The 22,168-nt window shown below is 42.3% G+C and carries 21 protein-coding genes; 18 read left to right on the plus strand and 3 right to left on the minus strand.

From position 1 onward, the window contains the following. Positions 1-32 precede the first annotated feature (32 nt). Entirely contained in the window at positions 33-2,312 is a 2,280-nt protein-coding gene (helD, locus tag IGI71_RS07325) for an RNA polymerase recycling motor HelD (RefSeq protein ID WP_194186098.1), read from the minus strand. Positions 2,313-2,452: 140 nt separating this feature from the next. Between helD and IGI71_RS07330 the strand changes: the two genes are divergently transcribed. The 12 genes from IGI71_RS07330 (at position 2,453) to rbfA (ending at position 12,936) form a co-directional block, all read left to right on the plus strand. Further along, entirely contained in the window at positions 2,453-3,325 is an 873-nt protein-coding gene (locus tag IGI71_RS07330; RefSeq protein ID WP_194186097.1) for an aminoglycoside 6-adenylyltransferase, read from the plus strand. Beyond that, positions 3,295-3,792 (plus strand): ASCH domain-containing protein, encoded by a 498-nt coding sequence (locus tag IGI71_RS07335; RefSeq protein WP_005235615.1) that lies wholly within the window; start codon positions 3,295-3,297, stop codon positions 3,790-3,792. Before IGI71_RS07330 ends, IGI71_RS07335 begins: the two co-directional genes overlap by 31 nt. Positions 3,793-3,880: 88 nt before the next feature. Beyond that, positions 3,881-4,057, plus strand: a complete 177-nt coding sequence (locus IGI71_RS07340; protein WP_005225916.1) for a 2-hydroxymuconate tautomerase — start codon at positions 3,881-3,883, stop codon at positions 4,055-4,057. A gap of 311 nt (positions 4,058-4,368) precedes the next feature. After that, the gene (gene thrS / locus IGI71_RS07345) at positions 4,369-6,309 is read left to right on the plus strand and encodes a threonine--tRNA ligase (protein ID WP_194186096.1); all 1,941 of its coding nucleotides are present in this window, start codon (positions 4,369-4,371) and stop codon (positions 6,307-6,309) included. Positions 6,310-6,483: 174 nt separating this feature from the next. After that, positions 6,484-6,918: a DUF4234 domain-containing protein gene (locus tag IGI71_RS07350; RefSeq protein WP_008378150.1), complete on the plus strand. Its 435-nt coding sequence runs from the start codon at positions 6,484-6,486 to the stop codon at positions 6,916-6,918. After that, entirely contained in the window at positions 6,915-7,256 is a 342-nt protein-coding gene (locus IGI71_RS07355; RefSeq protein WP_430616349.1) for a DUF2752 domain-containing protein, read from the plus strand. The genes IGI71_RS07350 and IGI71_RS07355 overlap by 4 nt, the downstream gene beginning before the upstream one ends. A 207-nt stretch (positions 7,257-7,463) precedes the next feature. Beyond that, complete coding sequence (gene rimP / locus IGI71_RS07360) at positions 7,464-7,937, plus strand: ribosome maturation factor RimP (protein WP_008378146.1); 474 nt, start codon at positions 7,464-7,466, stop codon at positions 7,935-7,937. Between the two features lie 21 nt (positions 7,938-7,958). After that, the gene (nusA, locus tag IGI71_RS07365; protein WP_008378144.1) at positions 7,959-9,173 is read left to right on the plus strand and encodes a transcription termination factor NusA; all 1,215 of its coding nucleotides are present in this window, start codon (positions 7,959-7,961) and stop codon (positions 9,171-9,173) included. A 16-nt stretch (positions 9,174-9,189) separates the two neighbouring features. Continuing rightward, positions 9,190-9,486 (plus strand): RNase P modulator RnpM, encoded by a 297-nt coding sequence (gene rnpM / locus IGI71_RS07370; protein WP_005225922.1) that lies wholly within the window; start codon positions 9,190-9,192, stop codon positions 9,484-9,486. Continuing rightward, positions 9,479-9,781: a YlxQ-related RNA-binding protein gene (locus IGI71_RS07375; protein WP_005235626.1), complete on the plus strand. Its 303-nt coding sequence runs from the start codon at positions 9,479-9,481 to the stop codon at positions 9,779-9,781. Before rnpM ends, IGI71_RS07375 begins: the two co-directional genes overlap by 8 nt. A gap of 12 nt (positions 9,782-9,793) precedes the next feature. After that, positions 9,794-12,553 carry a translation initiation factor IF-2 gene (gene infB, locus IGI71_RS07380; protein ID WP_194186095.1) on the plus strand — a complete coding sequence of 920 codons (2,760 nt, stop codon included), beginning with the start codon at positions 9,794-9,796 and terminating at the stop codon, positions 12,551-12,553. A gap of 32 nt (positions 12,554-12,585) precedes the next feature. Beyond that, complete coding sequence (gene rbfA / locus IGI71_RS07385; RefSeq protein WP_005225925.1) at positions 12,586-12,936, plus strand: 30S ribosome-binding factor RbfA; 351 nt, start codon at positions 12,586-12,588, stop codon at positions 12,934-12,936. A 51-nt stretch (positions 12,937-12,987) separates the two neighbouring features. On the opposite strand, the gene IGI71_RS07390 is transcribed toward rbfA, so the two are convergent. Continuing rightward, positions 12,988-13,566: a phosphatase PAP2 family protein gene (locus tag IGI71_RS07390; protein WP_194186094.1), complete on the minus strand. Its 579-nt coding sequence runs from the start codon at positions 13,564-13,566 to the stop codon at positions 12,988-12,990. Between the two features lie 122 nt (positions 13,567-13,688). On the opposite strand from IGI71_RS07390, the gene truB reads away from it, so the two are divergent. The 4 genes from truB to iadA all read left to right on the plus strand — a co-directional run bounded on the left by truB (position 13,689) and on the right by iadA (position 18,717). Continuing rightward, positions 13,689-14,615: a tRNA pseudouridine(55) synthase TruB gene (truB, locus tag IGI71_RS07395; protein ID WP_118214884.1), complete on the plus strand. Its 927-nt coding sequence runs from the start codon at positions 13,689-13,691 to the stop codon at positions 14,613-14,615. A gap of 2 nt (positions 14,616-14,617) precedes the next feature. Next, entirely contained in the window at positions 14,618-15,571 is a 954-nt protein-coding gene (gene ribF, locus IGI71_RS07400; protein ID WP_201689011.1) for a riboflavin biosynthesis protein RibF, read from the plus strand. A 239-nt stretch (positions 15,572-15,810) separates the two neighbouring features. Beyond that, positions 15,811-17,502: a putative basic amino acid antiporter YfcC gene (gene yfcC, locus IGI71_RS07405; RefSeq protein WP_170927566.1), complete on the plus strand. Its 1,692-nt coding sequence runs from the start codon at positions 15,811-15,813 to the stop codon at positions 17,500-17,502. A 30-nt stretch (positions 17,503-17,532) separates the two neighbouring features. Then, positions 17,533-18,717: a beta-aspartyl-peptidase gene (iadA, locus tag IGI71_RS07410; RefSeq protein ID WP_015509592.1), complete on the plus strand. Its 1,185-nt coding sequence runs from the start codon at positions 17,533-17,535 to the stop codon at positions 18,715-18,717. Between the two features lie 136 nt (positions 18,718-18,853). Here iadA and IGI71_RS07415 read toward each other — a convergent pair whose 3' ends face one another. After that, positions 18,854-19,675 carry an aldo/keto reductase gene (locus IGI71_RS07415; RefSeq protein WP_005225931.1) on the minus strand — a complete coding sequence of 274 codons (822 nt, stop codon included), beginning with the start codon at positions 19,673-19,675 and terminating at the stop codon, positions 18,854-18,856. 161 nt (positions 19,676-19,836) lie between these two features. Here IGI71_RS07415 and IGI71_RS07420 point away from each other — a divergent pair, with 161 nt between their 5' ends. Continuing rightward, positions 19,837-20,484 carry a hypothetical protein gene (locus tag IGI71_RS07420; protein ID WP_194186102.1) on the plus strand — a complete coding sequence of 216 codons (648 nt, stop codon included), beginning with the start codon at positions 19,837-19,839 and terminating at the stop codon, positions 20,482-20,484. 441 nt (positions 20,485-20,925) lie between these two features. Next, positions 20,926-22,116: a radical SAM family heme chaperone HemW gene (gene hemW / locus IGI71_RS07425; protein ID WP_194186092.1), complete on the plus strand. Its 1,191-nt coding sequence runs from the start codon at positions 20,926-20,928 to the stop codon at positions 22,114-22,116. Positions 22,117-22,168 lie beyond the last annotated feature (52 nt).

Genomic DNA, 22,168 nt, shown 5'->3' on the forward strand with positions numbered 1-22,168 from the left:
CTTTGGGAACTCGCCGATCGTGATGTTTTTTGTTATCCGATCGTTGATGCTTCTTGGAACTGATAAGTGGTAGGATCAGCTTTTGCTAGCAGCGGCAATTCCTCTTGGGTGAGGACGGTCAACTGATGCATCGCCCGTGTCGCCATTGTATAAAAAATCAATTGGTCTTGTTCAGTCACGAAAGTGGAACCTGGTGTCCAGACAAATACTTGGTCAAACTCTAGCCCTTTTGCTAAAAAGGCCGGGAAGATCATCACATTGCGTTTCATGAAGTCTTCTTCAGAGGTGATCAGCTGCACTTGTTCCTGCATTGTTTCTGCCAGCTGGGCATATAACTGCTGGCAATCCTTTGCGGTTTTACAAATGATCGCGGTGCGCCAACGCTGATTCTCAGCGGCGTCACGAATACTGGTTTCTAGGAAAGCCAGATTTTCAGTTGCAGTTCCTTTAACAATTGTTGGTACCGCCCCTTTACGAGCCGTCAATTCCACTTGATCACTGCCAACTAAAAATTGATTGGCGAAATCTGTGATTTCCTTAGTCGAACGATAGCTGGTTTTCAATTGATAACGTTTCACACTTTCGCGGGGGAATAATTCTGCTAATGCCCCGACGATCGTTTCATTGCCATACACTTTTTGATTCAAATCGCCGCACAGGGTGATGCCAGCCTTTGGATAAAGCTGACGCAGTAGAGCCACTTGTGCTGGTGGAAAATCCTGCATTTCATCGATAAAGATAAACCGAGCTTTTTCTTCGACGTGAACAGGATAAAGCTGTTTGATCAGTAAGAAAAACAAAACGGCGTCTTCTTGTTTGATCTGTCTTTGGCGCATGCCTTGTCGAATATCGGCAATACTTTGCTGCCAAGCCGCAGCCTCGATGCCAGTTTCTTTGACTGCAGCAGACTCAACCGATTGTAAAAAGTGTAAGTATTGCTTGGCTTGGTTGATAAACTGAAAGTTTTTCACTCCCCGCGTCAAGGAACGGAACTTCTTGCGGACGATCTGCTGTCTAAGTTTCTTCCGCAAACGGCGTTCGTTTTCTTCGCTGTATTCTTGATGAGGATCATTGGCAAATACTTGTTGCAATTGTTCTTCGGTCGCTTCTTTGACCCAGTCTTTTTTGGCTTCATCTTTTTCCAAGCCGCCGATTTTTTTTAATAATTTCGTTTGAAGCAGTTGGGTTCTTTGGTAAATCGGCAGTTCGTTATTGGTTTCTTGATACCAGCGGCGAATCTGTTCTTTTGTCAAATAGGTTTGCCCTTGGATTTTTAGATCACGGAACAAGGGACCGATCGGTGCAATCGAACGGACATAACGGTTGATTTTTTCCACCAAGAAAAGACTACTTTTGATTTTTTCAATGGCATCATCATCGCCGCTTAAAAAGGTTTCTTCTTGTTGGGTTTCTTTCGTCACTTCATAGCCAGTCAGAATCAATTGGATAAAGTGGTGGAAGGTTCTTGTGGGCACTTCACTTTCACCTAAAGAAGGCAGGACCATGGAAATATAGTCAGAAAACAAATGATTGGGTGAAAACAGCAAGACTTGTTTTTCGTCCAACCATTTGCGATTCCGATAAAGTAAAAAGGCGACCCGCTGCAACAAAGCAGAGGTTTTCCCACTTCCAGCAATCCCTTCGATCAGTAAGAATTTATTGGTGGTATCACGAATGATTTGATTCTGTGCTTTTTGGATCGTCGAAACGATGTTACGCATTTGAGAAGAAGAGGCTTCATCCAATATTTCCAACAAAAATTCGTCATTGATGATCTCCGAAGTATCGACCATCGACAAGATTTCACCATTTTGAATTTTAAATTGGCGTTTCAAAAGCAATTCTACCGTAAACCGATCAGTGTCTGTTTCGTAGAAGGTCTCACCAAGCTCTCCTTCATAATAAAGATTGGCGATCGGTGCGCGCCAGTCGATGACGATCGTTTCTTCATCTTTGTCTCGCAATGAAGCGATCCCCAAATAGAGGGTCTCGGTTTCTTGTTCTTCTTTGAAATCGATTCGAGCAAAATACGGATTGCCCGCCATCGTTGTTAAGGTTTTGACGCGTTTTTCTTGTGATTCTGCGGTTTGGTATTTTATCAGCAATTCTTGTTCATGCTGCTGGTACTCGATCACTGATTCATAAAAGGCTTCACTGTCGCCCCCGCGAATTTTCTTATCGGCGATTTCTTTTAATTGATCATCCATTTTAGCGGCTAACTCTTGTTTTTGCTGCGAAAGGATCGCTTGTTCTCTGTGGATCAGAGCAATGGTTTCATTGACATGTTGTTGTTCTTTTTGACGTTCGTTCACGAAGGATCCTCCTTAAAAAAATTGCGACATAAAATTATAGCATATTTTCCCTGCGAATGTCGTGGAAAAAAAGAAACTATGCTAATATTTATAAAAAGAGCTTAGGTGTTCAAAAACGAAACGAAAAAGAGGTGGAGACGGTGAGGGAAGAAGCAGAATTGCACCAATTGATCCTGTCTGTGGGGCAACGTGTTGGGGCACGTGCCATCGGTTTATCTGGTTCACGGACCGATCCACAGGCGCCAAAAGATTTTTTGCAAGACTTTGATGTGGTTTACGTAATGGATGATATTCAGCCCTTGGTCGATGATCCTTCATGGTTAGAAGCCTTTGGACCGATCATGATCAGGCAAACACCGGAAGCTAGCACCATCTATCCGCCAAGTTTGGGCGGGTGTTTTACGTACTTGATGCATTTTTTAGACGGAGTAAGAATCGATCTCATGCTATGTCCTCTTGCACTGGTCGATCGTCTGGCTAACGAACCAGGCTTGCAGCCGCTGCTTGATCCAGACCAAATACTAAGTTTTGCTAATCAAGCAAATCATTCGCATTACTGGATCAAGCGCCCGACCCAAGCCGCTTTTCAGGAACACTGCAACGAATTTTGGTGGGTAAGCACGTATGTCGTGAAAGGGCTGCTTCGAAAGCAGCTGATTTATGCTGCGGATCATTTATACACTATTTGTTGGCAAGAATTGTTATGGATTGAAGATTTGTTCGTTGCCCAAGCTCAGCAATTTCAGGTGAGTACAGGGAAAAATCATAAATACCTACAGGAGTTTCTAACGGAAAAGGAGTGGCGGGAATTGACCTCATTGCTTGATTTTTCCACGATCACTGCCTGCGGTCAGTCCCTCTTGAAGATGCAAAAACGATTTGATAAGCAAGCAAAGAAAATCAGCGAGAAATTAGGGTTGGCCTATGATTGGCAAGAAGCTGAGAATGTCCAAACATATACGAAGTATTGGAGTGAAAAAAATTGGCAGATGAGACCAGAGAACCAAAAATAAAAGACAGTCAGATTCAAGCGTTTTGGCAGCGGTTTTTAAAAGCAAATCCAAGAAATCAATCTTCTCTGACCTATGAAGATGCTTGGTCCTTTGGTGATACTTCAGAAATGGCGGATGAACTGGCAGCACTTGTTTTAGCTGGCAAAAAGACAGCGACGACCTCCGCCGCTGCGCTCTATGAAATCGAGCAAGAAGCATTGCCACAATCAGAAACGTATAGTGTCCTTTTAGATGGTTCGGATGTACCAAGAGCTGTTCTTTATTTAGAGTCAGTGTCGATCGTGCCATTTGATGAAGTGACAGCAGCGTTTGCCTTTTTAGAAGGGGAAGGAGATCGCACTTTGGCTTATTGGCGCCGTGTTCATGAAGCTTTTTTTCGACGAGCTTATGCCTCAGCGGGGTTGTCTTTTCACGATCAAATGCTATGCGTTTGTGAAAAGTTTTCTGTCGTGTATCAGGAGGAATAAAGACACGTTTTTCTTTGGAAATCATGGGAATAGCTTTTGTCTTTTTGAAAAAGGTGTATAATCAAAAGCAAACAAAGGAGGAAATCGTATGCCATTTATTCATGTCGAACTAGTTGAAGGGCGTTCGCAAGAACAACTGACGAATATGATGAAAGAAATCACTGAGGCGGTCCATAAAAATACGGGTGCCCCTAAGGAGCATATCCATGTCATCATCAATGAAATGAAGCAAGGAACCTATGCTGTGAATGGCGATTGGAAATAATTCTCTTGCTTTTTCTTGTAGGTAGTGGTTTAATTGAGCCATAATCGATCAATAAAAAAGACACCTGAGTTTGAGAGTCTTCGATAAGAGAGGGAAATCTTGGCTGAAAATTTCCTGGAAGAAAACCAAAGGATGACCACTTTTTTTAGACCTCTGTCGAAACGGAGGCGGTTGAACCGTTATCTCATGAAGAGGAAAACAGACTTTTTCTGTTTTCGAACAATAGGTGGAACCACGAGTGATCGTCCTAGTATCGTAACCGATACTAGGACTTTTTTATTGATTGAAATCATTCAAAGGAGGACATTCATATGTCATTATTTATTACATTTCCTGATGGCGCAAAAAAAGAATTTGCTGTTGGGGTAACAACTAAAGAGATTGCTGAAAGTATCTCGAAAAGTCTTGCAAAAAAAGCCTTAGCTGGAAAAGTCAATGGACAACTGATCGATCTTTCACGTCCGATCGAAGAAGATGCAACGATTGAGATCGTGACACCCGATCATGAAGACGCCTTAGGTTTACTTCGTCATTCGACAGCTCATTTAATGGCTCAAGCCATGCGCAGACTCTATCCATCGATCCATTTTGGAGTAGGACCTGCAATTGATTCTGGTTTTTACTATGACACAGACAATGGGGAAAACCCAGTAACTGCGGAAGATCTACCAGCAATCGAAGCAGAAATGATGAAAATCATTAAAGAAAATCTGCCAATTGAACGACGTGTATTAACAAAAGAGGAAGCTTTGGCTCTTTTTGCTGAAGATCCATACAAAGTTGAGTTGATTACAGAATTACCAGATGACGAAACGATTACTGCCTATCAGCAAGGAGAATTTGTTGACTTATGCCGCGGCCCTCATGTCCCATCGACAGGTCGTATCCAAGTGTACAAATTGTTATCAGTAGCCGGAGCCTATTGGCGTGGAAGTTCTGACAACCAGATGATGCAAAGGGTATATGGAACAGCCTTTTTCGATAAGAAAGACTTGAAGGAATTTATTCGTTTACGAGAAGAAGCAAAAGAACGCGATCATCGTAAATTAGGGAAAGAATTAGAATTGTTTATGTTGTCCCCTGAAGTCGGCGCGGGTTTGCCTTTCTGGTTGCCAAAAGGAGCCACGATCCGTCGTACGATCGAGCGTTATATCGTGGATAAAGAAGTTAGCCTTGGGTACCAACACGTATACACACCAATCATGGCAAACGTGGATTTATACAAAACATCAGGGCACTGGGATCATTACCACGAGGACATGTTCCCACCAATGGATATGGGGGATGGCGAAATGCTGGTTCTACGACCAATGAATTGCCCACATCACATGATGGTTTACAAAAATGACATCCATTCGTATCGTGAACTACCAATTCGGATCGCTGAATTAGGAATGATGCACCGCTATGAAAAATCAGGGGCACTATCAGGGTTGCAACGGGTTCGGGAAATGACCTTAAATGATGGTCATACATTTGTTCGTCCTGATCAAATCAAAGAAGAATTCAAACGGACACTGGATCTTATGGTGGGCGTTTACGAAGACTTTAATATTACTGACTATCGTTTCCGTTTAAGTTATCGCGATCCACAAAACAAAGACAAATATTTTGATGACGATGCGATGTGGGAAAATGCGCAAACAATGCTAAAAGCGGCCATGGATGAATTAGAATTGGATTATTTTGAAGCTGACGGTGAAGCAGCTTTCTACGGACCTAAACTAGATGTCCAAGTGAAAACAGCTTTAGGTATGGAAGAAACCTTGTCAACGATCCAATTGGATTTCTTATTGCCTGAACGGTTTGATCTAACATATGTTGGTGAAGATGGCGAAAACAATCACCGTCCAGTGGTGATCCACCGCGGAATCGTTTCAACGATGGAACGTTTTGTGGCTTACCTGACAGAAGTCTATAAAGGGGCATTCCCGACTTGGTTGGCACCAATCCAAGCATCGATCATTCCGGTCTCAGTCGAAGCCCACAGCGACTATGCTTACGAAATCAAAGAACGCCTGCAAGCGCAAGGACTGCGAGTGGAAGTGGATGACCGCAACGAAAAAATGGGGTATAAGATCCGTTCATCACAAACCCAAAAAATTCCTTACCAAATTGTTGTTGGGGATCAAGAAGTCAATGATGCGACAGTCAATATCCGTCGCTACGGCAGCAAGGAGACCCAAGTCGAAGAATTGAATTTGTTTGTTGATGCAATGGCTGCTGAAGTGAAAAATTATAGTCGAGCATAGCTTTTGGTTCAAAGAAAACGAATGATTTTATAGTATAGGCACCTGCTTTCAGTAGGTGCTATTTACCTTTTTTAATCTATATAAAATAAAATATTTAGATTTTTTTTGTTTTTGTGAATAAAATCGTGTATAATTAGTAAGTGATAAAAAGGAATAAACTAGAAGGAGTTTGTGATGAATTATAATTACGGAGTTAGAAAGAAATCGGTTGTATCGGTCATTTTATTAACATTTATTACTTGTGGCATTTATACATTCTTTTGGATGTACCAAACAACCAAAGAGCTGGCAGAATACAGCGGGGATAATCGTCTTTCGCCAGAAACGTCGATTTTACTCACGATCCTTACTTGTGGATTGTATCAAATTTATTGGTGGTACCGAATTGCGGATATCTTTATGAGTGCACAACAACGAGCGAATATGCCTCGTCTGAGTGACAACAAAATTCTTTTTGTCGTCTTGAGCCTGTTTGCTTTTGATTTCATCAACATGGCGATTTTACAAGGTGATATGAACCAAATGTGGGAAGCGGCTGATCAAAATGCCATGACCTCATCTAACAATACAAACGATTCGTCTGATTCAGATGATTGGGTAGATTATTGATTTGTCCGTTTAAATGGTTAACGGGGTTTCCTTGTCCAGGTTGTGGCATGACGCGCGCCTATTTGCACTTATTTCAGGGTAATCTTGAAGGTGCGCTGCATTTTCATCCCTTGTTTTGGTTAGTGCCGATCGTATTCGGAATTGTTTTATTCAAAAAAAATCCGAAAATCAGCAAACTTTACTACAGTCACAACCTGTGGGTGACATTGACACTTTTGGTACTAGTGGTTTATGGTGGTCGGCTCTGGCTTCATTTCCCACATGACGCGCCAATGGACTTTGATCCAGAGAGCATTTTCCCACAACTACTACGTCGGATTGGTCAAGTGATTCACTAACAGCCATTCACCCAAGCATTAAAAATCTTTAAGAAAATACTTTGTTTTTTTCTGAAAGCGAAGGGAACATGCGACAGTAGTTGAATCTTTATGAAAATTGTGTTATATTTACAATGTAATGATACTTAGAGTGAGTGAGCGGTTTTTTCGCTCACTCTTTTTAATGGAATGAAGTTCGTTTCGTTGAGAAATAAAGGAGGCGATGTTGTGAGTACGGTAGTGGAAACTGTTACAGATATAGTGACCCCTATTCTGGATGCGCAAAAATTTGAATTAGTTGAAGTAGAATTCGTGAAGGAAGGGAAAAATTGGTTTCTTCGTGTGTTCATTGATAAAGAAGGCGGAATCGATATCGAGGAATGTGCCTTTGTCAGTGAACAACTTAGTGAACAATTAGACCAATGCGAACCTGATCCTATTCCACAGGCCTATTTCTTGGAAGTTTCTTCCCCTGGCGCCGAGCGTCCATTGAAGAAAGAAGCAGATTATCAACGGGCAGTCGGCGAGTACATTCATGTTTCTTTATATCAACCGATTGATGGAGAAAAACAGTTCGAAGGCTTTTTACAGTCATTCGACGAAAATCAGCTAGTTATGAAGACCCGAATCAAAACCAGAGAAAAAGAACGAACGATCGACCGGAAAAATATTGCCAAAGCTCGTTTAGCCATTCAATTTTAAACACGGAGGAATGAAAGAATCATGAGTAAAGAAATGTTGAATGCATTGGATGCATTAGAAGCAGAGAAAGGCATTTCAAAAGAGATTGTCATCGATGCCTTGGAAGCGGCATTGGTTTCAGCGTACAAACGTCATTACGGGCAAGCACAAAATGTGGAAGTAGAATTTGATCAGAAAAAAGGCAATATCCACGTCTATGCAGTCAAAGAAGTGACAGAAGAAGTCATGGACTCGCAACTAGAGGTTTCATTAAAAGAAGCGATGACAATCAACCCCGCTTATGAAATCGGCGACAAAATCCGCTTTGAAGTAACGCCTAAAGACTTTGGTCGTATTGCGGCGCAAACGGCAAAACAAGTCATTTTGCAACGGGTCCGTGAAGCGGAAAGAAACATTATCTATAACGAATTTAGTGCGTACGAAAAAGACATTTTGCAAGGAATCGTTGAACGCCAAGACAATCGTTATATCTATGTAAACTTAGGCAAAATTGAAGCCGTGCTTTCAAAACAAGACCAAATGCCAAATGAGTTTTATCAACCCCATGATCGGATCAAAGTATTCGTTTCTCGTGTTGAAAATACTTCAAAAGGGCCTCAAGTATTCGTTAGCCGCAGCCATCCAGATTTGCTGCGCCGATTATTTGAACAAGAAGTGCCAGAAGTATATGATGGTACTGTAGAGATCGTAAGTATTGCTCGTGAAGCAGGGGATCGTGCCAAAGTTGCTGTTCGTTCCTTTGATGCCAACGTCGATCCAGTCGGCACTTGTGTTGGCCCTAAAGGTCAACGGGTTCAAGCGATCGTTAATGAACTAAAAGGCGAAAACATGGATATCGTGGAATGGAATGAAGATCCAGCGATCTTCATCGCCAATGCGTTGAATCCAGCAGAAGTCAGCGACGTTATTTTTGATGTTGATAATCCGAAGGCTTGTACTGTTGTCGTGCCTGATTACCAACTATCATTAGCGATCGGTAAACGCGGACAAAATGCTCGCCTAGCAGCCAAATTGACTGGCTTCAAAATCGATATCAAATCAGAAACAGACATGGAAGAATTTTATGCGAAGCTGGATGAAGGCGACTATATCGATGAGTATGATGCCAACGCTTCAGAAGCTGCTGAAGAAATCAGCACAGAAGCAACAGAATCTGCAGAAACAGTTGATGAAGCGATCCTTCCATCAGACATGACTGCGGATGATTATGAAAATGTTGAGTTTGACGAAAAATAGTTGAGGTGAGATCGTGATGAAAAAACGAAAAATTCCTTTACGAAAATCAGTGATTTCAGGCGAAATGCTACCTAAGAAAGAAATGCTTCGTATCACTCGTTCAAAAGAAGGCGTTGTTTCCATCGATCCGACAGGAAAAATGCCAGGTCGGGGAGCTTATATAGCGATCGAACCGGCTGAAGCCCAGAAAGCATGGGATAAGCGTATCTTGGATCGAGTGCTGGAAACGAAATTGACAGATGAATTTTACCAAGAACTATTGGACTATGTAACGCACCAAAAAGCGCGAAAAGAGTTATTTGCAAATGAATAAAACCAAAGCATTAAATATGTTAGGACTAGCCATGCGTGCTGGGAAATTAGTAACTGGTGAAGAAATGACTTTAAAAGAGATTCGCAATGAGAAAGCTGCTTTAGTCATTATCGCCAGTGATGCTGGTAAAAATACACAAAAGAAAATTAAGGACAAAAGTTCTTATTACGAAATTCCGCTCCTAGATGCATTTTCTGCTGATGAAATCAGTGCGGCCATTGGGAAACCAAGAATGGTCATTGGCATCTTAGATCAAGGATTTGCAAGGAAGGTGCAGGAATTAATATTAGGTTAGGAAGGTGATTGCATGGGAAAAAAAAGAATTTATGAACTTGCAAAAGAATGGAATAAGTCGAGCAAAGAGGTTGTTGAAAAAGCACAATCTTTAGGCTTTGATGTCAAAAATCATATGGGCGCGATCTCAGATGGAGAGGCGCAAAAATTGCAGCAGTCATTAGGCGGCAATCCAAATGGTAAAACATCTGCAAACTCAAATCCCGCAAATCAGAAACCAGCCAACCAGCCGGAAAAACAAGAACAAAAGAAATTTAAAACGCAAAGAAATAATCCTAACTTCCAAAACCGTCATAACAATCAAAGTCAACAGCGAACTACGCAAAGCAATAACCGTCCTGCTGGTCAAGGACAAGTAGATCGCACGAACAGTCAAGGAAGTAACAGACCAAATAACCAAGGAAGTCATAATCGAGTGAATAACCAAGAGAATCGTAACAATCAAGGGCAACAAAACCGCCCAACAAACCAAGGACAACAAAACCGTCCGAATAATCAAGGGCAACAAAATCGCCCAACAAACCAAGGACAGCAAAACCGTCCAAACAACCAAGGGCAACAAAATCGTCCGAACAATCAAGGACAGCAAAACCGTCCAAACAACCAAGGGCAACAAAATCGTCCGAACAATCAAGGACAGCAAAACCGTCCGAATAATCAAGGGCAACAGAATCGCCCAACAAACCAAGGACAACAAAACCGTCCGAATAATCAAGGGCAACAAAATCGCCCAACAAACCAAGGACAGCAAAACCGTCCAAATAACCAAGGGCAACAAAACCGTCCAGCCGCTCAATCTGCAGGAAATACGCAAGGGGCAGACCGCAACAACAACCGTACGCAAGGCTCGAATGATTCCCGTGGAGGAAATCAAAACCGCGGCAAGTCAAATTACGGTGGACGCAATAACAATTTCAACAACAACAATCGCAATAAATTTAACAAAAAAGGGAAAAAAGGCCGTCAGCAGACGGAAAAGAAACCGCCAGTTCCAGCACGTAAATTCCGTGAACTGCCAGAAGTATTGGAATATACAGAAGGCATGAACGTAGCGGATATCGCGAAAAAAATCTACCGTGAACCAGCAGAGATCATCAAGAAGCTCTTTATGATGGGGGTTATGGTCAATCAAAACCAACCTTTAGATAAAGATACGATTGAACTGCTTGCTACCGATTACGGAATCGAACCACAAGAAAAAGTTCAAGTGGATATCGCAGATATCGATAAATTCTTCGAAGCAGAAGAACAAATTGAAGAGAATTTAGTATCACGACCACCTGTTGTTACCATCATGGGTCACGTTGACCACGGGAAAACAACATTGCTTGATACATTACGTCATTCACGCGTAACAAGTGGTGAAGCTGGAGGAATCACGCAGCATATTGGGGCTTACCAAATCGACATCAATGGCAAACCAATCACTTTCTTAGATACTCCTGGACACGCGGCGTTCACCAGTATGCGTGCACGGGGAGCAAGTATCACTGATATTACGATTTTAGTTGTCGCAGCTGATGATGGTGTCATGCCGCAAACGGTGGAAGCGATCAACCATGCGAAAGCAGCAAAAGTGCCAATCATCGTTGCAGTTAACAAAATCGATAAACCAGGTGCTAACCCTCAACATGTGATGCAAGAATTAAGTGAACATGAGTTGATCCCAGAAGCTTGGGGTGGGGATACGATCTTCGTTGAAATCTCAGCGAAATTTGGGCAAAACATTGAAGAATTGCTTGAAATGATCCTCTTAGTAGCAGAAGTCGAAGATTTGAAAGCTGATCCTACCCAACGAGCGATCGGTACCGTTATTGAAGCGCGCCTTGATAAAGGCAAAGGTCCTGTAGCAACACTATTGGTACAACAAGGAACTCTTCATGTTGGTGATCCAATCGTTGTAGGGAACACTTTCGGTCGTGTCCGCGTGATGACGAATGATTTAGGTCGTCGTGATAAAGCAGCTGGACCTGCAACGCCAGTCGAAATCACAGGATTGAACGATGTCCCTCAAGCAGGTGACCGTTTCGTTACCTTTGAAGATGAAAAAACGGCTCGGGCAGCAGGTGAAGAACGTGCAAAACGTGCCTTGATGGAGCAACGCGCATCAAGCAGTCGTGTGACATTGGATAACTTGTTTGAAAGTCTAAAAGAAGGCGAACTGAAAGAAGTAAATGTCATCATCAAAGCAGACGTACAAGGTTCAGCTGAAGCATTAGCTGCTTCATTGAAGAAAATCGATGTTGAAGGTGTGCGAGTGAACATCGTCCATTCAGCCGTTGGTGCAATCAATGAAAGTGATGTAACGCTAGCAGCAGCAAGTAATGCCATCATCATCGGATTTAACGTACGTCCAACACCGCAAGCCAAACAGCAAGCGGAAGCGGAAAAAGTCGATATTCGTTTGCATCGCATCATCTACAAAGCGATCGAAGAAATCGAAACCGCGATGAAAGGGATGCTTGATCCTGAATTCGAAGAAAAAATCACTGGTCAAATGATCGTTCGTGAAACATACAAAGTATCTAAAGTGGGCACGATCGCAGGTTGCTACGTAACGGAAGGCAGTATTCGCCGTGACAGTGGCGTCCGCGTGATCCGTGACGGCATCGTTATCTATGAAGGAAAACTTGCCAGCTTGAAACGCTTCAAAGATGATGTCAAAGAAGTGAAGCTAGGGTTTGAATGTGGCGCGATGATCGAGAAATTCAACGATCTTAAAGTTGATGACGTGATCGAAGGCTATGTCATGGAAGAAGTACCGACAAAATAACGGAATGACAACTATACAAGGAGGCTTTTTGAATGGCTAACTATCGAGATCGCCGAGTGGCGCAAGAAATCTTAAAAGAAGTCAATCAAATTCTTCGTAAAAAAGTTCGTGATCCTCGCGTGCAAGATGTGACGATCACAGATGTACGAGTAACTGGAGATTTACAGCAAGCAACGATCTTTTACAGCACCCTAACGGACTTAGCTTCAGATAAGCAAAAAGCCCAAGCAGGACTGGAAAAAGCAACTGGCTTGGTTCGTCGTGAATTAGGTCAAGCGTTAACGCTCTATAAAGTTCCAGAAATCCAATTCGAATTGGATGAATCAGTACAATACGGGAATAAAATTGATGAAATGATTCGCGCATTGCACTCAGAAGAATAAAAAAAAGAGCAGCTTCCAATCGAAGCTGTTCTTTTTTATTTGAAAAGAGCATCAGGTATTCATCAGTAAAGTAACCAGTCCAGCAACACCTGCCCCTAAGAGCCAACCACCGATCACATCTGTTAAAAAATGGATTCCTAAGTAGACTCTGCTAAAGCCAATCATAAAGCTAAGCAAAATTGCCAGTAAGGTCATCGGGATGACAGCTGAGGGAACCAATTGTCCAAGATTCAAGGCGATCGTTCCATACATGGCAGCGGATGTGGCAGCATGAGCACTAGGAAAGCTGTGATCTTTTTCTTCAACTAAACGATGATCAATAGGACGATCTCGTCGGACGATTCGTTTGATCAAGTAAGCAGCTGCTGATACTATGAAGATACTGACTGCTGTTTTTGGTGCAAGATCCGCCCGCGATAATGGAAAGGCAAACAACAGTAAAGCAATCGCAACTGTCGGAAAGGCTTTTCCTAAATTGGTAAAAAAGTGCATCATGCGCGTCAAAGAGGGCGTACGGCTTTGGATGATCTGCAAAGCAAACGCTTCTTCCCAACGCTGCATCGTGCCGAGCTGAATCATGATCAAAAAAATGGCAAATCCAATAAATGACCCTATCGTTAAAACAACCATTTTAGGACCTCCTTATATGCTTAGTTTATCATGTAATGAGAAAGAGCGAAAAGGATTTTGTCGTGCAATGAATTTTTTTTATATGTTATAATAAGCAAGTTGAAGTGAAATGGAGGAATACGATGGACGGGATTTTACCATTATGGAAAGAGCGTGGACAAACAAGTCACGACTGCGTGTTTAAATTACGAAAAATATTAAAGACAAAAAAAATCGGACACAGCGGCACACTAGATCCTGACGTGGATGGTGTCTTGCCCATTTGTATCGGAAAAGGAACGAAGATCGTCGAATACTTGGTTGATTCTGGAAAAGTCTATACCGGGGAAATCACTTTGGGCTTCAGTACCACTACAGAAGATCGGTCGGGGGATATCGTTGAACAACAAGCACTAACTCGTCCGTTTACGAAGGAAGAGATCGATCAGGCAATGAAACAGTTGACGGGGACGATTACCCAGATCCCGCCGATGTATTCGGCGGTCAAAGTCAATGGCAAACGACTTTACGAATATGCTCGTAACAATGAAACTGTCGAGCGGCCACAGCGCAAAGCAGAAATTTATTCCTTTGAACGAATTTCAGAGCCGATTATTCATGAGGACAATACGCAAAGCTGGCGTTTTGAAGTTGCTTGTGGAAAAGGGACCTATGTTCGCACATTAGCGGTCGACACAGGGAAATTGCTGGGTGTACCCGCGCATATGTCTGATTTGACTCGCCTAAAAAGCGGTGGTTTTTCAAAAGAACAATCCTACACGATTGCAGAGGTGCAAAAGGCAGTCGATGAACAACGTGTTTCGGAACTACTACTACCTTTAGAATACGGGGTATCAGAATTTCTTCAAGTGACGATCGATGCAGACCTCTGGCAGAAAGTAAAAAATGGCATGCGTTTGCCCTTCAGCGCGTTTGGATTACCAAAGCGCCCAGAGGAATTAGTGGCGATTTTTTATCGAGAACAATTGATCAGTATCTATAAAGCTCATGACAAATACCATGATATGATGAAACCGGTAAAAGTCATCCGTACAGAAATAGGAGAATGAATATGGAAATCATTGAAATAAGACACCCTTATGATCACGCAGCGATTCCTGATGAGGAGATCGTCTTAGTTTTAGGCTTTTTCGATGGCGTACATTTAGGTCATCAAAAAGTCATTGAAACAGGACGAAAGATTGCAGAGGAGAAAGGGTTAAAATTGGCGTTGATGACCTTTAATCAGCATCCCTCGATCGTTTTTCAAAAGGTTGATCCTGAAAAAATGCAATACCTGACCAGTTTGCCGCAAAAAGAAGCGCACCTGGAACAACTTGGGGTAGATATTCTTTATATCATTGAATTTACTTCTGCTTTTGCAAATTTGGCACCGCAAGTATTTGTAGATGAATACATGATCGGACTGCATGCAAAAGTTGTTGTTGCAGGTTTTGACTATACCTATGGCAAGAAAGAGATAGCCAACATGGCGCTTTTGCCAACCTATGCAGAAGGACGTTTTGAAGTCGTGACTGTCGCGCAAGAATCGTTTCATGAGGAAAAGGTCAGCTCCACACGCATTCGCTCTGCACTACAAAATGGTGATATGGTGCAAGTCAATCGCTTGTTAGGGTATATTTATGAATTTGAAGGAACCGTCGTTCACGGTGATGCTAGAGGACGAGAACTTGGGTTTCCAACCGCAAATATCAAAGTGAAGAGCACCGTTCGGTTGCCAAAAGAAGGCGTCTATGTGACGGAAATCAAAGTTGGTGACAAGTGGTATCCATCGATGGGATCGATTGGTCACAATGATACGTTTGGTCAAGGTCGCCAGTTAACAGTAGAGATTTATATTCTCGATTTTCACCAAGATATCTATGGTGAAACCGTGACGATCCGTTGGCATCATTTCTTACGTGATCAAGTCGCTTTCAATGGCGCACAAGCGTTGATCGAGCAATTAAAGCAAGATGAACGAGACACTGAAGCTTATTTTGATGGGCTTTCTGAAGAAAACTAGTCGTTCGTAGTGAAAAGAAGCGTTTCTGGCTTCTTTTCACTTTTTCTTTTTCTCTCTTTTTATAACGTAGTTTATTTGAATTCTAATGCTTTCCCCATGAGGAAAAAACGTTTTTTCGATATACTAAAAAATAGGCTAAAATGATAATTTATGCAGTACGCTGCAAAGGGAAAGGGAGAGAAAAAGTGACAATTGGAAAAAAAGCGAAAAAGGGGAAAGAAAAGAAAGATTTAACCAAAATGAAAACGCCGCATACGTATGTCATCATTTTTGGGGTCGTGCTGTTGGCATGGTTGCTGACTTTCTTAGTTCCTGCTGGGAAATTTAGTACACAAGAAATCGAGTATACCGATGCAAATGGGGACATAAGTACCAGAACGGTCTTGATGCAAGATTCGTTTCGTTATGCCTACCCGTTAGATAACGAATACGTCTATCAACAGTTGAATCAATTGGAAGACGATCCACAAGAGCTGGAAGAATTAGATGTCGATCCTGAGGCTTTAGCAGCTGTTCTAGCTGAAGGGCCTAAAGAGTTGTCCCAGAGTCAATTAGATGAGGTCGGGCTAACGGATGACACCCTTTACAGCCTTTATGGCGAAAAGATTTATGATACTTCAGAAAAACTGCATAAAACAGCCAAGGTTTGGGGAACCGATGACTTTGGCGGTTTCGGCTTTTTAAATTTTGTTTTTGAAGGGTTGGTTTCTGGCGACAAATACGGCTCAGCAGTAGGGATTGCAGCACTGATTTTAGTGGTCGGTGGTGCATTTGGTATTATCATGCAAACGGGAGCGATCGATGCGGGGATTTTTGCATTTATCAGCAAAACCCGTGGATTAGAACGTTTGGCATTGCCACTGTTGTTCTTTGCTTTTTCATTTGGTGGTGCTACTTTTGGGATGGCAGAAGAAGTCATTCCGTTTTCGATGGTCATGGTGCCTTTCGTGATCGCATTAGGGTATGACTCGATCGTGGCGGTCACTGTCACCTATGTCGCCTCCCAGATTGGGAATGCCACCTCGTGGATGAGTCCATTTAGTGTGGCAGTGGCTCAAGGGATCGCAGGTATTCCCGTTCTTTCAGGCGCAACGTTCCGAATCATCATGTGGGTCGTGGTTACCGCATTATCCGCAGGATACCTCATGATCTATGCCGAAAGAATTCGCAAGAATCCTGAGAAATCGCTCACGTATCAATCAGATGCGTATTTTCGAAATCATCTTGAAAAAACCTCCAGTGAGCAAAAACCATTTTTATTAGGTCATAAATTGATCTTGGTTGAAATGCTGGCGGTCTTGATCTGGATCGTATGGGGTGTGACACAAAAAGGCTATTATATTCCCGAGATCGCTTCTCAATTCTTTGTTATGGGCTTAGGGGCAGGAATCATAGCGGTTCTTTTCAAATTAGAAAATATGGGCTTGAATGATGTGGCGAGTGCCTTTCAATCAGGGGCCTCAGAATTAGCGGGAACTGCAATCGTTGTAGGGATGGCCAAAGGGATTCTTCTGGTTCTCGGCGGTTCTGATGCCAACGTGCCGTCAGCCTTGAATACGATTTTGCACAGCATCGGTGGTTTGTTAAGCAATGTTCCAGCATTTATTGGGGCATGGTTCATGTACATTTTCCAAAGCTTCTTCAATTTGATCGTGACCTCCAATTCAGGTCAGGCTGCATTGACCATGCCGATCATGGCGCCATTAGCTGATCTTTTAGGTGTTTCCAGACAGATCGCTGTATTGGCTTATCAATTAGGCTCAGGCTTCATGGATGCCTTCACTCCAGTATCGGCAAGTCTGATCGGTGTGCTAGGTGTCGCAAGAATCGAATGGGTGAAATGGGCGAAATTCCAGATCAAAATGCAAGGGTTCTTATTTGTATTAGGAACGATCTTCATCTTTATTGCAGTCGCGATCGGCTTGCAATAAGAAGCAATCAGACACGAGGAGGAAGCACTCATGAAGGTGATACGACAAGCGGAGGTTTATGCGCCTGACTATTTAGGAAAAAAAGATATTCTTTTAAGCGAAGACAAGATCATTGCTATTGAAGATTCGATCGAAGGAGGATTCTCAGGGGTTCCTCTTGAAGAAATCGATGGCACAGGGTTACTTGCTGTTCCCGGCTTTATTGACTGCCACTTTCATATCTTAGGAGGTGGCGGGGAAGGTGGCTTTCAGAACCGGACACCAGAAGTGAAATTGTCTCAGCTGACCTCAGCGGGGGTAACGACAGTGGTTGGGTGTTTGGGTACTGACGGAGTAGGCAGAGATATGACTGCCTTGATCAGTAAGGCCCGTGGACTAGAGGCAGAAGGCATCACGACGTACTTGTATGACGGTTCTTATCGATTGCCATTGACTCCGGTCACCGATTCTATCATTCAAGATTTTTTGACTATTGACAAAATCATTGGTATCGGTGAAATTGCCGTTTCTGACCATCGTTCTTCACAACCGAGTTTCGAAGAATTTACCCGCGCGGTGGCGGATGCCCGTGTTGGTGGGATGCTCTCTGGAAAAGCAGGCATCGTAAACGTCCACTTAGGGGGAGGAAAGAGAAAATATGAGCTGCTTTTACGAACTATCGAAGAAACAGAGATTCCAATCAGCCAATTTTTACCGACACATGCCAATCGGACTAGCGAGCTTTTCGAAGCAAGTATTGCTTTTGCAAAAATGGGTGGAACGATTGATTTTACGGCGAGTGAGGATCCTGATTTCTGGGAAAAAGAAGACGATGAGGTTCGCTTCAGTAAAGGACTGAAGCGTTTGTTAGCAGAAGGGATCGGGCTGGATCAATTTACCATGACCTCTGATGGGCAAGGCAGCCTCCCGTACTTTGATGAAAACAATCAATTCATAGGTCTGGGTGTCGGTAGTTCGCGAGCGCTGATGGTAGGCATTAAAGAAGCAGTCCAAAAAGAGCAGATTCCATTGGAGATCGCCATTCGAGCAATCACTTCTAATCCAGCGAAAGTATTGAAGCTTGATCAAAAGGGACGTCTTGCAGCAGGGATGGATGCTGATATTTGCTTGCTGAACAAAGAATCATTAACAGTAGAAACGGTTCTAGCGAAAGGCAGAACGATGGTAGAAAAACAAGAAGTAAAAGTGTGGGGTACCTTTGAGCAACTAACATAAGAAGATTCCAGCTTTGACAAACTAAGAAACGGTTGTTTTTTTAAACAGAGTTTTAGAACAAAATAAGCAGCCCGATCCATGACCAGCATTTACTGGACTTGATCGGACTGCTTTTTTCAATTAAACGCAAGCATTCTTAAGCTTGCAACGCATCCAATTTCTTCATGTCTTCTTCAGAAATTTCAAAGTCAACTTTGGCATTGTCAGAAATGTATTCTTCATGAACGGATTTTGGCAATGGCAGAATGTCTTTTTGTAGCAAGTAACGAATTGAAAGTTGTGGAATAGATTTTCCATAAGCTTCCGCAATCGTCTTCACTGCATCGTTATCGAGTAAACGACCGGTGGCGATTGGAGAATAGCCTTCCACTAAAATTTCGTGGTCTTTACAAAATGCCAATAACTCTTCATTTGTGCGTCCAATATGGTAAACAAACTGGTTGACCATCGGTTTCACATCGCAATGATCAAAAATATTCTGTAAATCTTTTTGATCGAAGTTGGAAACACCAATTGATTTTACTTTCCCACTTAAGTAGGCTTCTTCTAATGCTTTCCAAACATCGATGTTTTCAAGATAAAAATCTTTGTTTTCTGGATTGTTTCCCATGATTTTCCAAGGACGAGGGGCGTGGATCAAAATCAAATCGATATACCCTAAGTCAAGTTTTTTTAGAGAAGCATCAATGCTATCAACCGCTTCTTGGTAGGTCTTCAACTCAGCAGGTACTTTCGTGGTAACAAAAATTTCTTCGCGGGCAACGCCTGAATCGCGCACAGCTTTCCCAACCGCTTCTTCGTTTTTGTATGCTGCCGCTGTATCGACATGTCGATAACCGTTTTGAATGGCAAATTTTGTGGCGTTGTAAGCATCTTCTGGAGAAGATTGCCAGGTTCCAAGGCCAATCTTAGGAATCGTCAGTTTGTTCTGCAAGGTAAATGTTTCTTGTAATATCACGTATCTCAACCTACTTTCATCGCTTTTTTTGTTACATCTTCCATTATAAAACGTTTTCTTGTTTGAAACAAATCAGACGCTGAAACTTTTTCGGTAAATTGACTTTCAAAAGGATCTTTGATACATTATCAGCAACCTAAACGCAGAAAGATGTGGAAAAAATGGATTTTGTAAAAGAAGATTATGCCTATTATCGGCGCTCTTTTGAATTGATGTATCGCAGTTATTTCCGTAGAAGAATGATTGCCCTGGGTGTGGCGATTTTGATTATCTTAGGTTATTTATTTTTGTTACAAGAAAGTTTGCTTTTAAATATCATCTTGCTAGGTATTTTGCTAGGGATGATGGCGTGGCTGGTTTCACTTTCTCAGAAAGCGAGTGAGGTCGTACGTGCTTTTGAAGAAGAAAATCAGGTGCCGCAAATTCATCAACTGACAGAATTCGAGGATCATTATGCGTTCCCAATGAACGATGGAACAACGATGCGCGTGAAGAAAAACGGCAATCGCAATTTCCCTTCCAATAATAAACAGTACACGTTGATGGCAGGCTATAAAAAAGTTTTCTTTGTGCAACAACCCTTGATGATTTTTTACTATGACCTCTTGGAAATGAAATATGATGAAGCGTATCGTTTGAAACGAAATCGCCAAAACGGGTTCAATCGTTGGTCGCGTTATTTCAGCTTTCGCTCCTTTAAGGGATCGATCGGCAATGTTTTTCAATTCTTGCTGGGAAATATTTTCTTCTTATTTATTGCGTATCGGTTGATCCGTTATCTGATCGATATTTTGCTACACATTCTATAACGGTCGCCAAGGGGATGATTCTCATCGTTTTCATAGACTGGTGAAAAAGATGATAGGACTTAATTTTTAAAAAAAGGTATACTTAAGTCAGATAAGACAAGCAATTGTCTTTCAAGAATAAGAGTCCTGCTCTTTTTAAGTAAGCCGTCAGCAACAGCTTATCTATTGTGGCGCTAACAGTTTGGGGGAAGTGTTAGTTCTTGTAACAAACAGATTTTTTTCTGGGTGGGATAAGAACAAAAGCGGTATTTTACCGTACTTAATAAGAGGAGTGCTCTTAATTTTTGCTATGACTATTTGAAGACATCACTTCTTGGAAGTGGTGTTTTTTCTTGCCCAAAATAGTCCAAGTGATAGGAGAATTCTAAGAACTATGCTACAATGAGTGCCGATGCTCTCAGCGATGGGAGTAAAAAGAAGGTAGAGGAGAATCACTTAGGAATGCCTGAAGGTCAAACAATAAACGATCCATCTACAAAAAGCGCGCAAAATATTTCTGCGTATATACATATACCATTCTGTGAACATATCTGCTATTACTGTGACTTCAACAAAGTGTTTTTAGAAGGGCAGCCAGTGGATGAGTACATCGAAGCGTTACTAAAAGAAATTGAGCTGACCCTCTTGCGTCAGCCTATCAATGAGGTGGAAACAATTTATATCGGCGGCGGGACGCCAACGTCGCTTTCGGCGAACCAGCTGGATCGATTGCTTTCAGGTGTGCATGAATTGCTGCCGACCCACACAACCAAAGAGTTTACCGTGGAAGCAAATCCTGGTGATTTGAGTGAAGAAAAAATGCTGGTTTTGAAAAACCATCAAGTCACTCGCTTGTCGATGGGGGTCCAAACCTTTGATAATCGCTTGCTTAAAAAAATTGGCCGCAAGCATACCGCTGAAGATGTTTATTCAACCATTCAGCTGCTGGAAAAACATGATTTTCAGAATGTGACGATCGATTTGATTTATGCACTTCCGGGACAAAGCATAGAAAGCTTCCGTGATACACTGACGCGAGCGATTGATCTCGGGTTGCCTCACTATGCGATGTATTCCTTGATTTTAGAAAACAAAACCATGTTTATGAACTGGGTTCGCCAAGGGAGAATGGCGCTGCCTTCTCAAGAAGCTGAAACGCAGATGTTTGATGAGGCGATCGCCGCGATGACAAAAGCTGGCTTGAATCAATATGAAATCAGTAATTTTGCACGACCAGGGTATGAGTCCTTGCATAATCTAGTGTATTGGAACAATGAACATTATTTTGGCTTTGGGGCAGGCGCCAGCGGGTATCTTGGACAGACCCGCTACAAGAATAAAGGTCCAATCCAGCATTATTTGAAACCATTACAGGAAAATCAATTGCCAATCCATGAAACCGAAGAATTGACAACCAGTAATCAAATGGAAGAGGAACTGTTTTTAGGCCTTCGTAAAAAGGCTGGCATTTCAAAAATACGCTTTGCAGAAAAATTCGGGAAGTCTTTTCAGGAAATCTATGGTTCAACTAGCGAACAGTTGGTTCAAAAAGGCTGGTTGGCTAGTCAAGGTGATCGTGTCTTTTTAACGAAAGCTGGGATGTTCATTGGCAACGAAGTGTTTGAAGCATTTCTCTTGGATGGAGAAAAATAAGAAAGAACAAGGAAGAGAAGTAGCCATTTCGCGCTGCTTCTTTTTTTGATTT

Origin of the sequence: Enterococcus sp. DIV1279b (assembly GCF_050531515.1) — a bacterium.
Taxonomy (GTDB): domain Bacteria; phylum Bacillota; class Bacilli; order Lactobacillales; family Enterococcaceae; genus Enterococcus_D; species Enterococcus_D casseliflavus.

Excerpts from the sequence above, each read along its gene's own strand:
- IGI71_RS07420 (WP_194186102.1), top strand. The coding sequence starts at position 19,837 with ATGGATTTTGTAAAAGAAGATTATGCCTATTATCGGCGCTCTTTTGAA.
- rnpM (WP_005225922.1), top strand. The coding sequence starts at position 9,190 with ATGAAAAAACGAAAAATTCCTTTACGAAAATCAGTGATTTCAGGCGAA.
- yfcC (WP_170927566.1), top strand. The coding sequence starts at position 15,811 with ATGAAAACGCCGCATACGTATGTCATCATTTTTGGGGTCGTGCTGTTG.
- IGI71_RS07350 (WP_008378150.1), top strand. The coding sequence starts at position 6,484 with ATGAATTATAATTACGGAGTTAGAAAGAAATCGGTTGTATCGGTCATT.
- IGI71_RS07340 (WP_005225916.1), top strand. The coding sequence starts at position 3,881 with ATGCCATTTATTCATGTCGAACTAGTTGAAGGGCGTTCGCAAGAACAA.
- IGI71_RS07390 (WP_194186094.1), bottom strand. The coding sequence starts at position 13,566 with ATGGTTGTTTTAACGATAGGGTCATTTATTGGATTTGCCATTTTTTTG.
- ribF (WP_201689011.1), top strand. The coding sequence starts at position 14,618 with ATGGAAATCATTGAAATAAGACACCCTTATGATCACGCAGCGATTCCT.
- IGI71_RS07375 (WP_005235626.1), top strand. The coding sequence starts at position 9,479 with ATGAATAAAACCAAAGCATTAAATATGTTAGGACTAGCCATGCGTGCT.
- nusA (WP_008378144.1), top strand. The coding sequence starts at position 7,959 with ATGAGTAAAGAAATGTTGAATGCATTGGATGCATTAGAAGCAGAGAAA.
- iadA (WP_015509592.1), top strand. The coding sequence starts at position 17,533 with ATGAAGGTGATACGACAAGCGGAGGTTTATGCGCCTGACTATTTAGGA.
- thrS (WP_194186096.1), top strand. The coding sequence starts at position 4,369 with ATGTCATTATTTATTACATTTCCTGATGGCGCAAAAAAAGAATTTGCT.
- infB (WP_194186095.1), top strand. The coding sequence starts at position 9,794 with ATGGGAAAAAAAAGAATTTATGAACTTGCAAAAGAATGGAATAAGTCG.
- truB (WP_118214884.1), top strand. The coding sequence starts at position 13,689 with ATGGACGGGATTTTACCATTATGGAAAGAGCGTGGACAAACAAGTCAC.
- rbfA (WP_005225925.1), top strand. The coding sequence starts at position 12,586 with ATGGCTAACTATCGAGATCGCCGAGTGGCGCAAGAAATCTTAAAAGAA.
- hemW (WP_194186092.1), top strand. The coding sequence starts at position 20,926 with ATGCCTGAAGGTCAAACAATAAACGATCCATCTACAAAAAGCGCGCAA.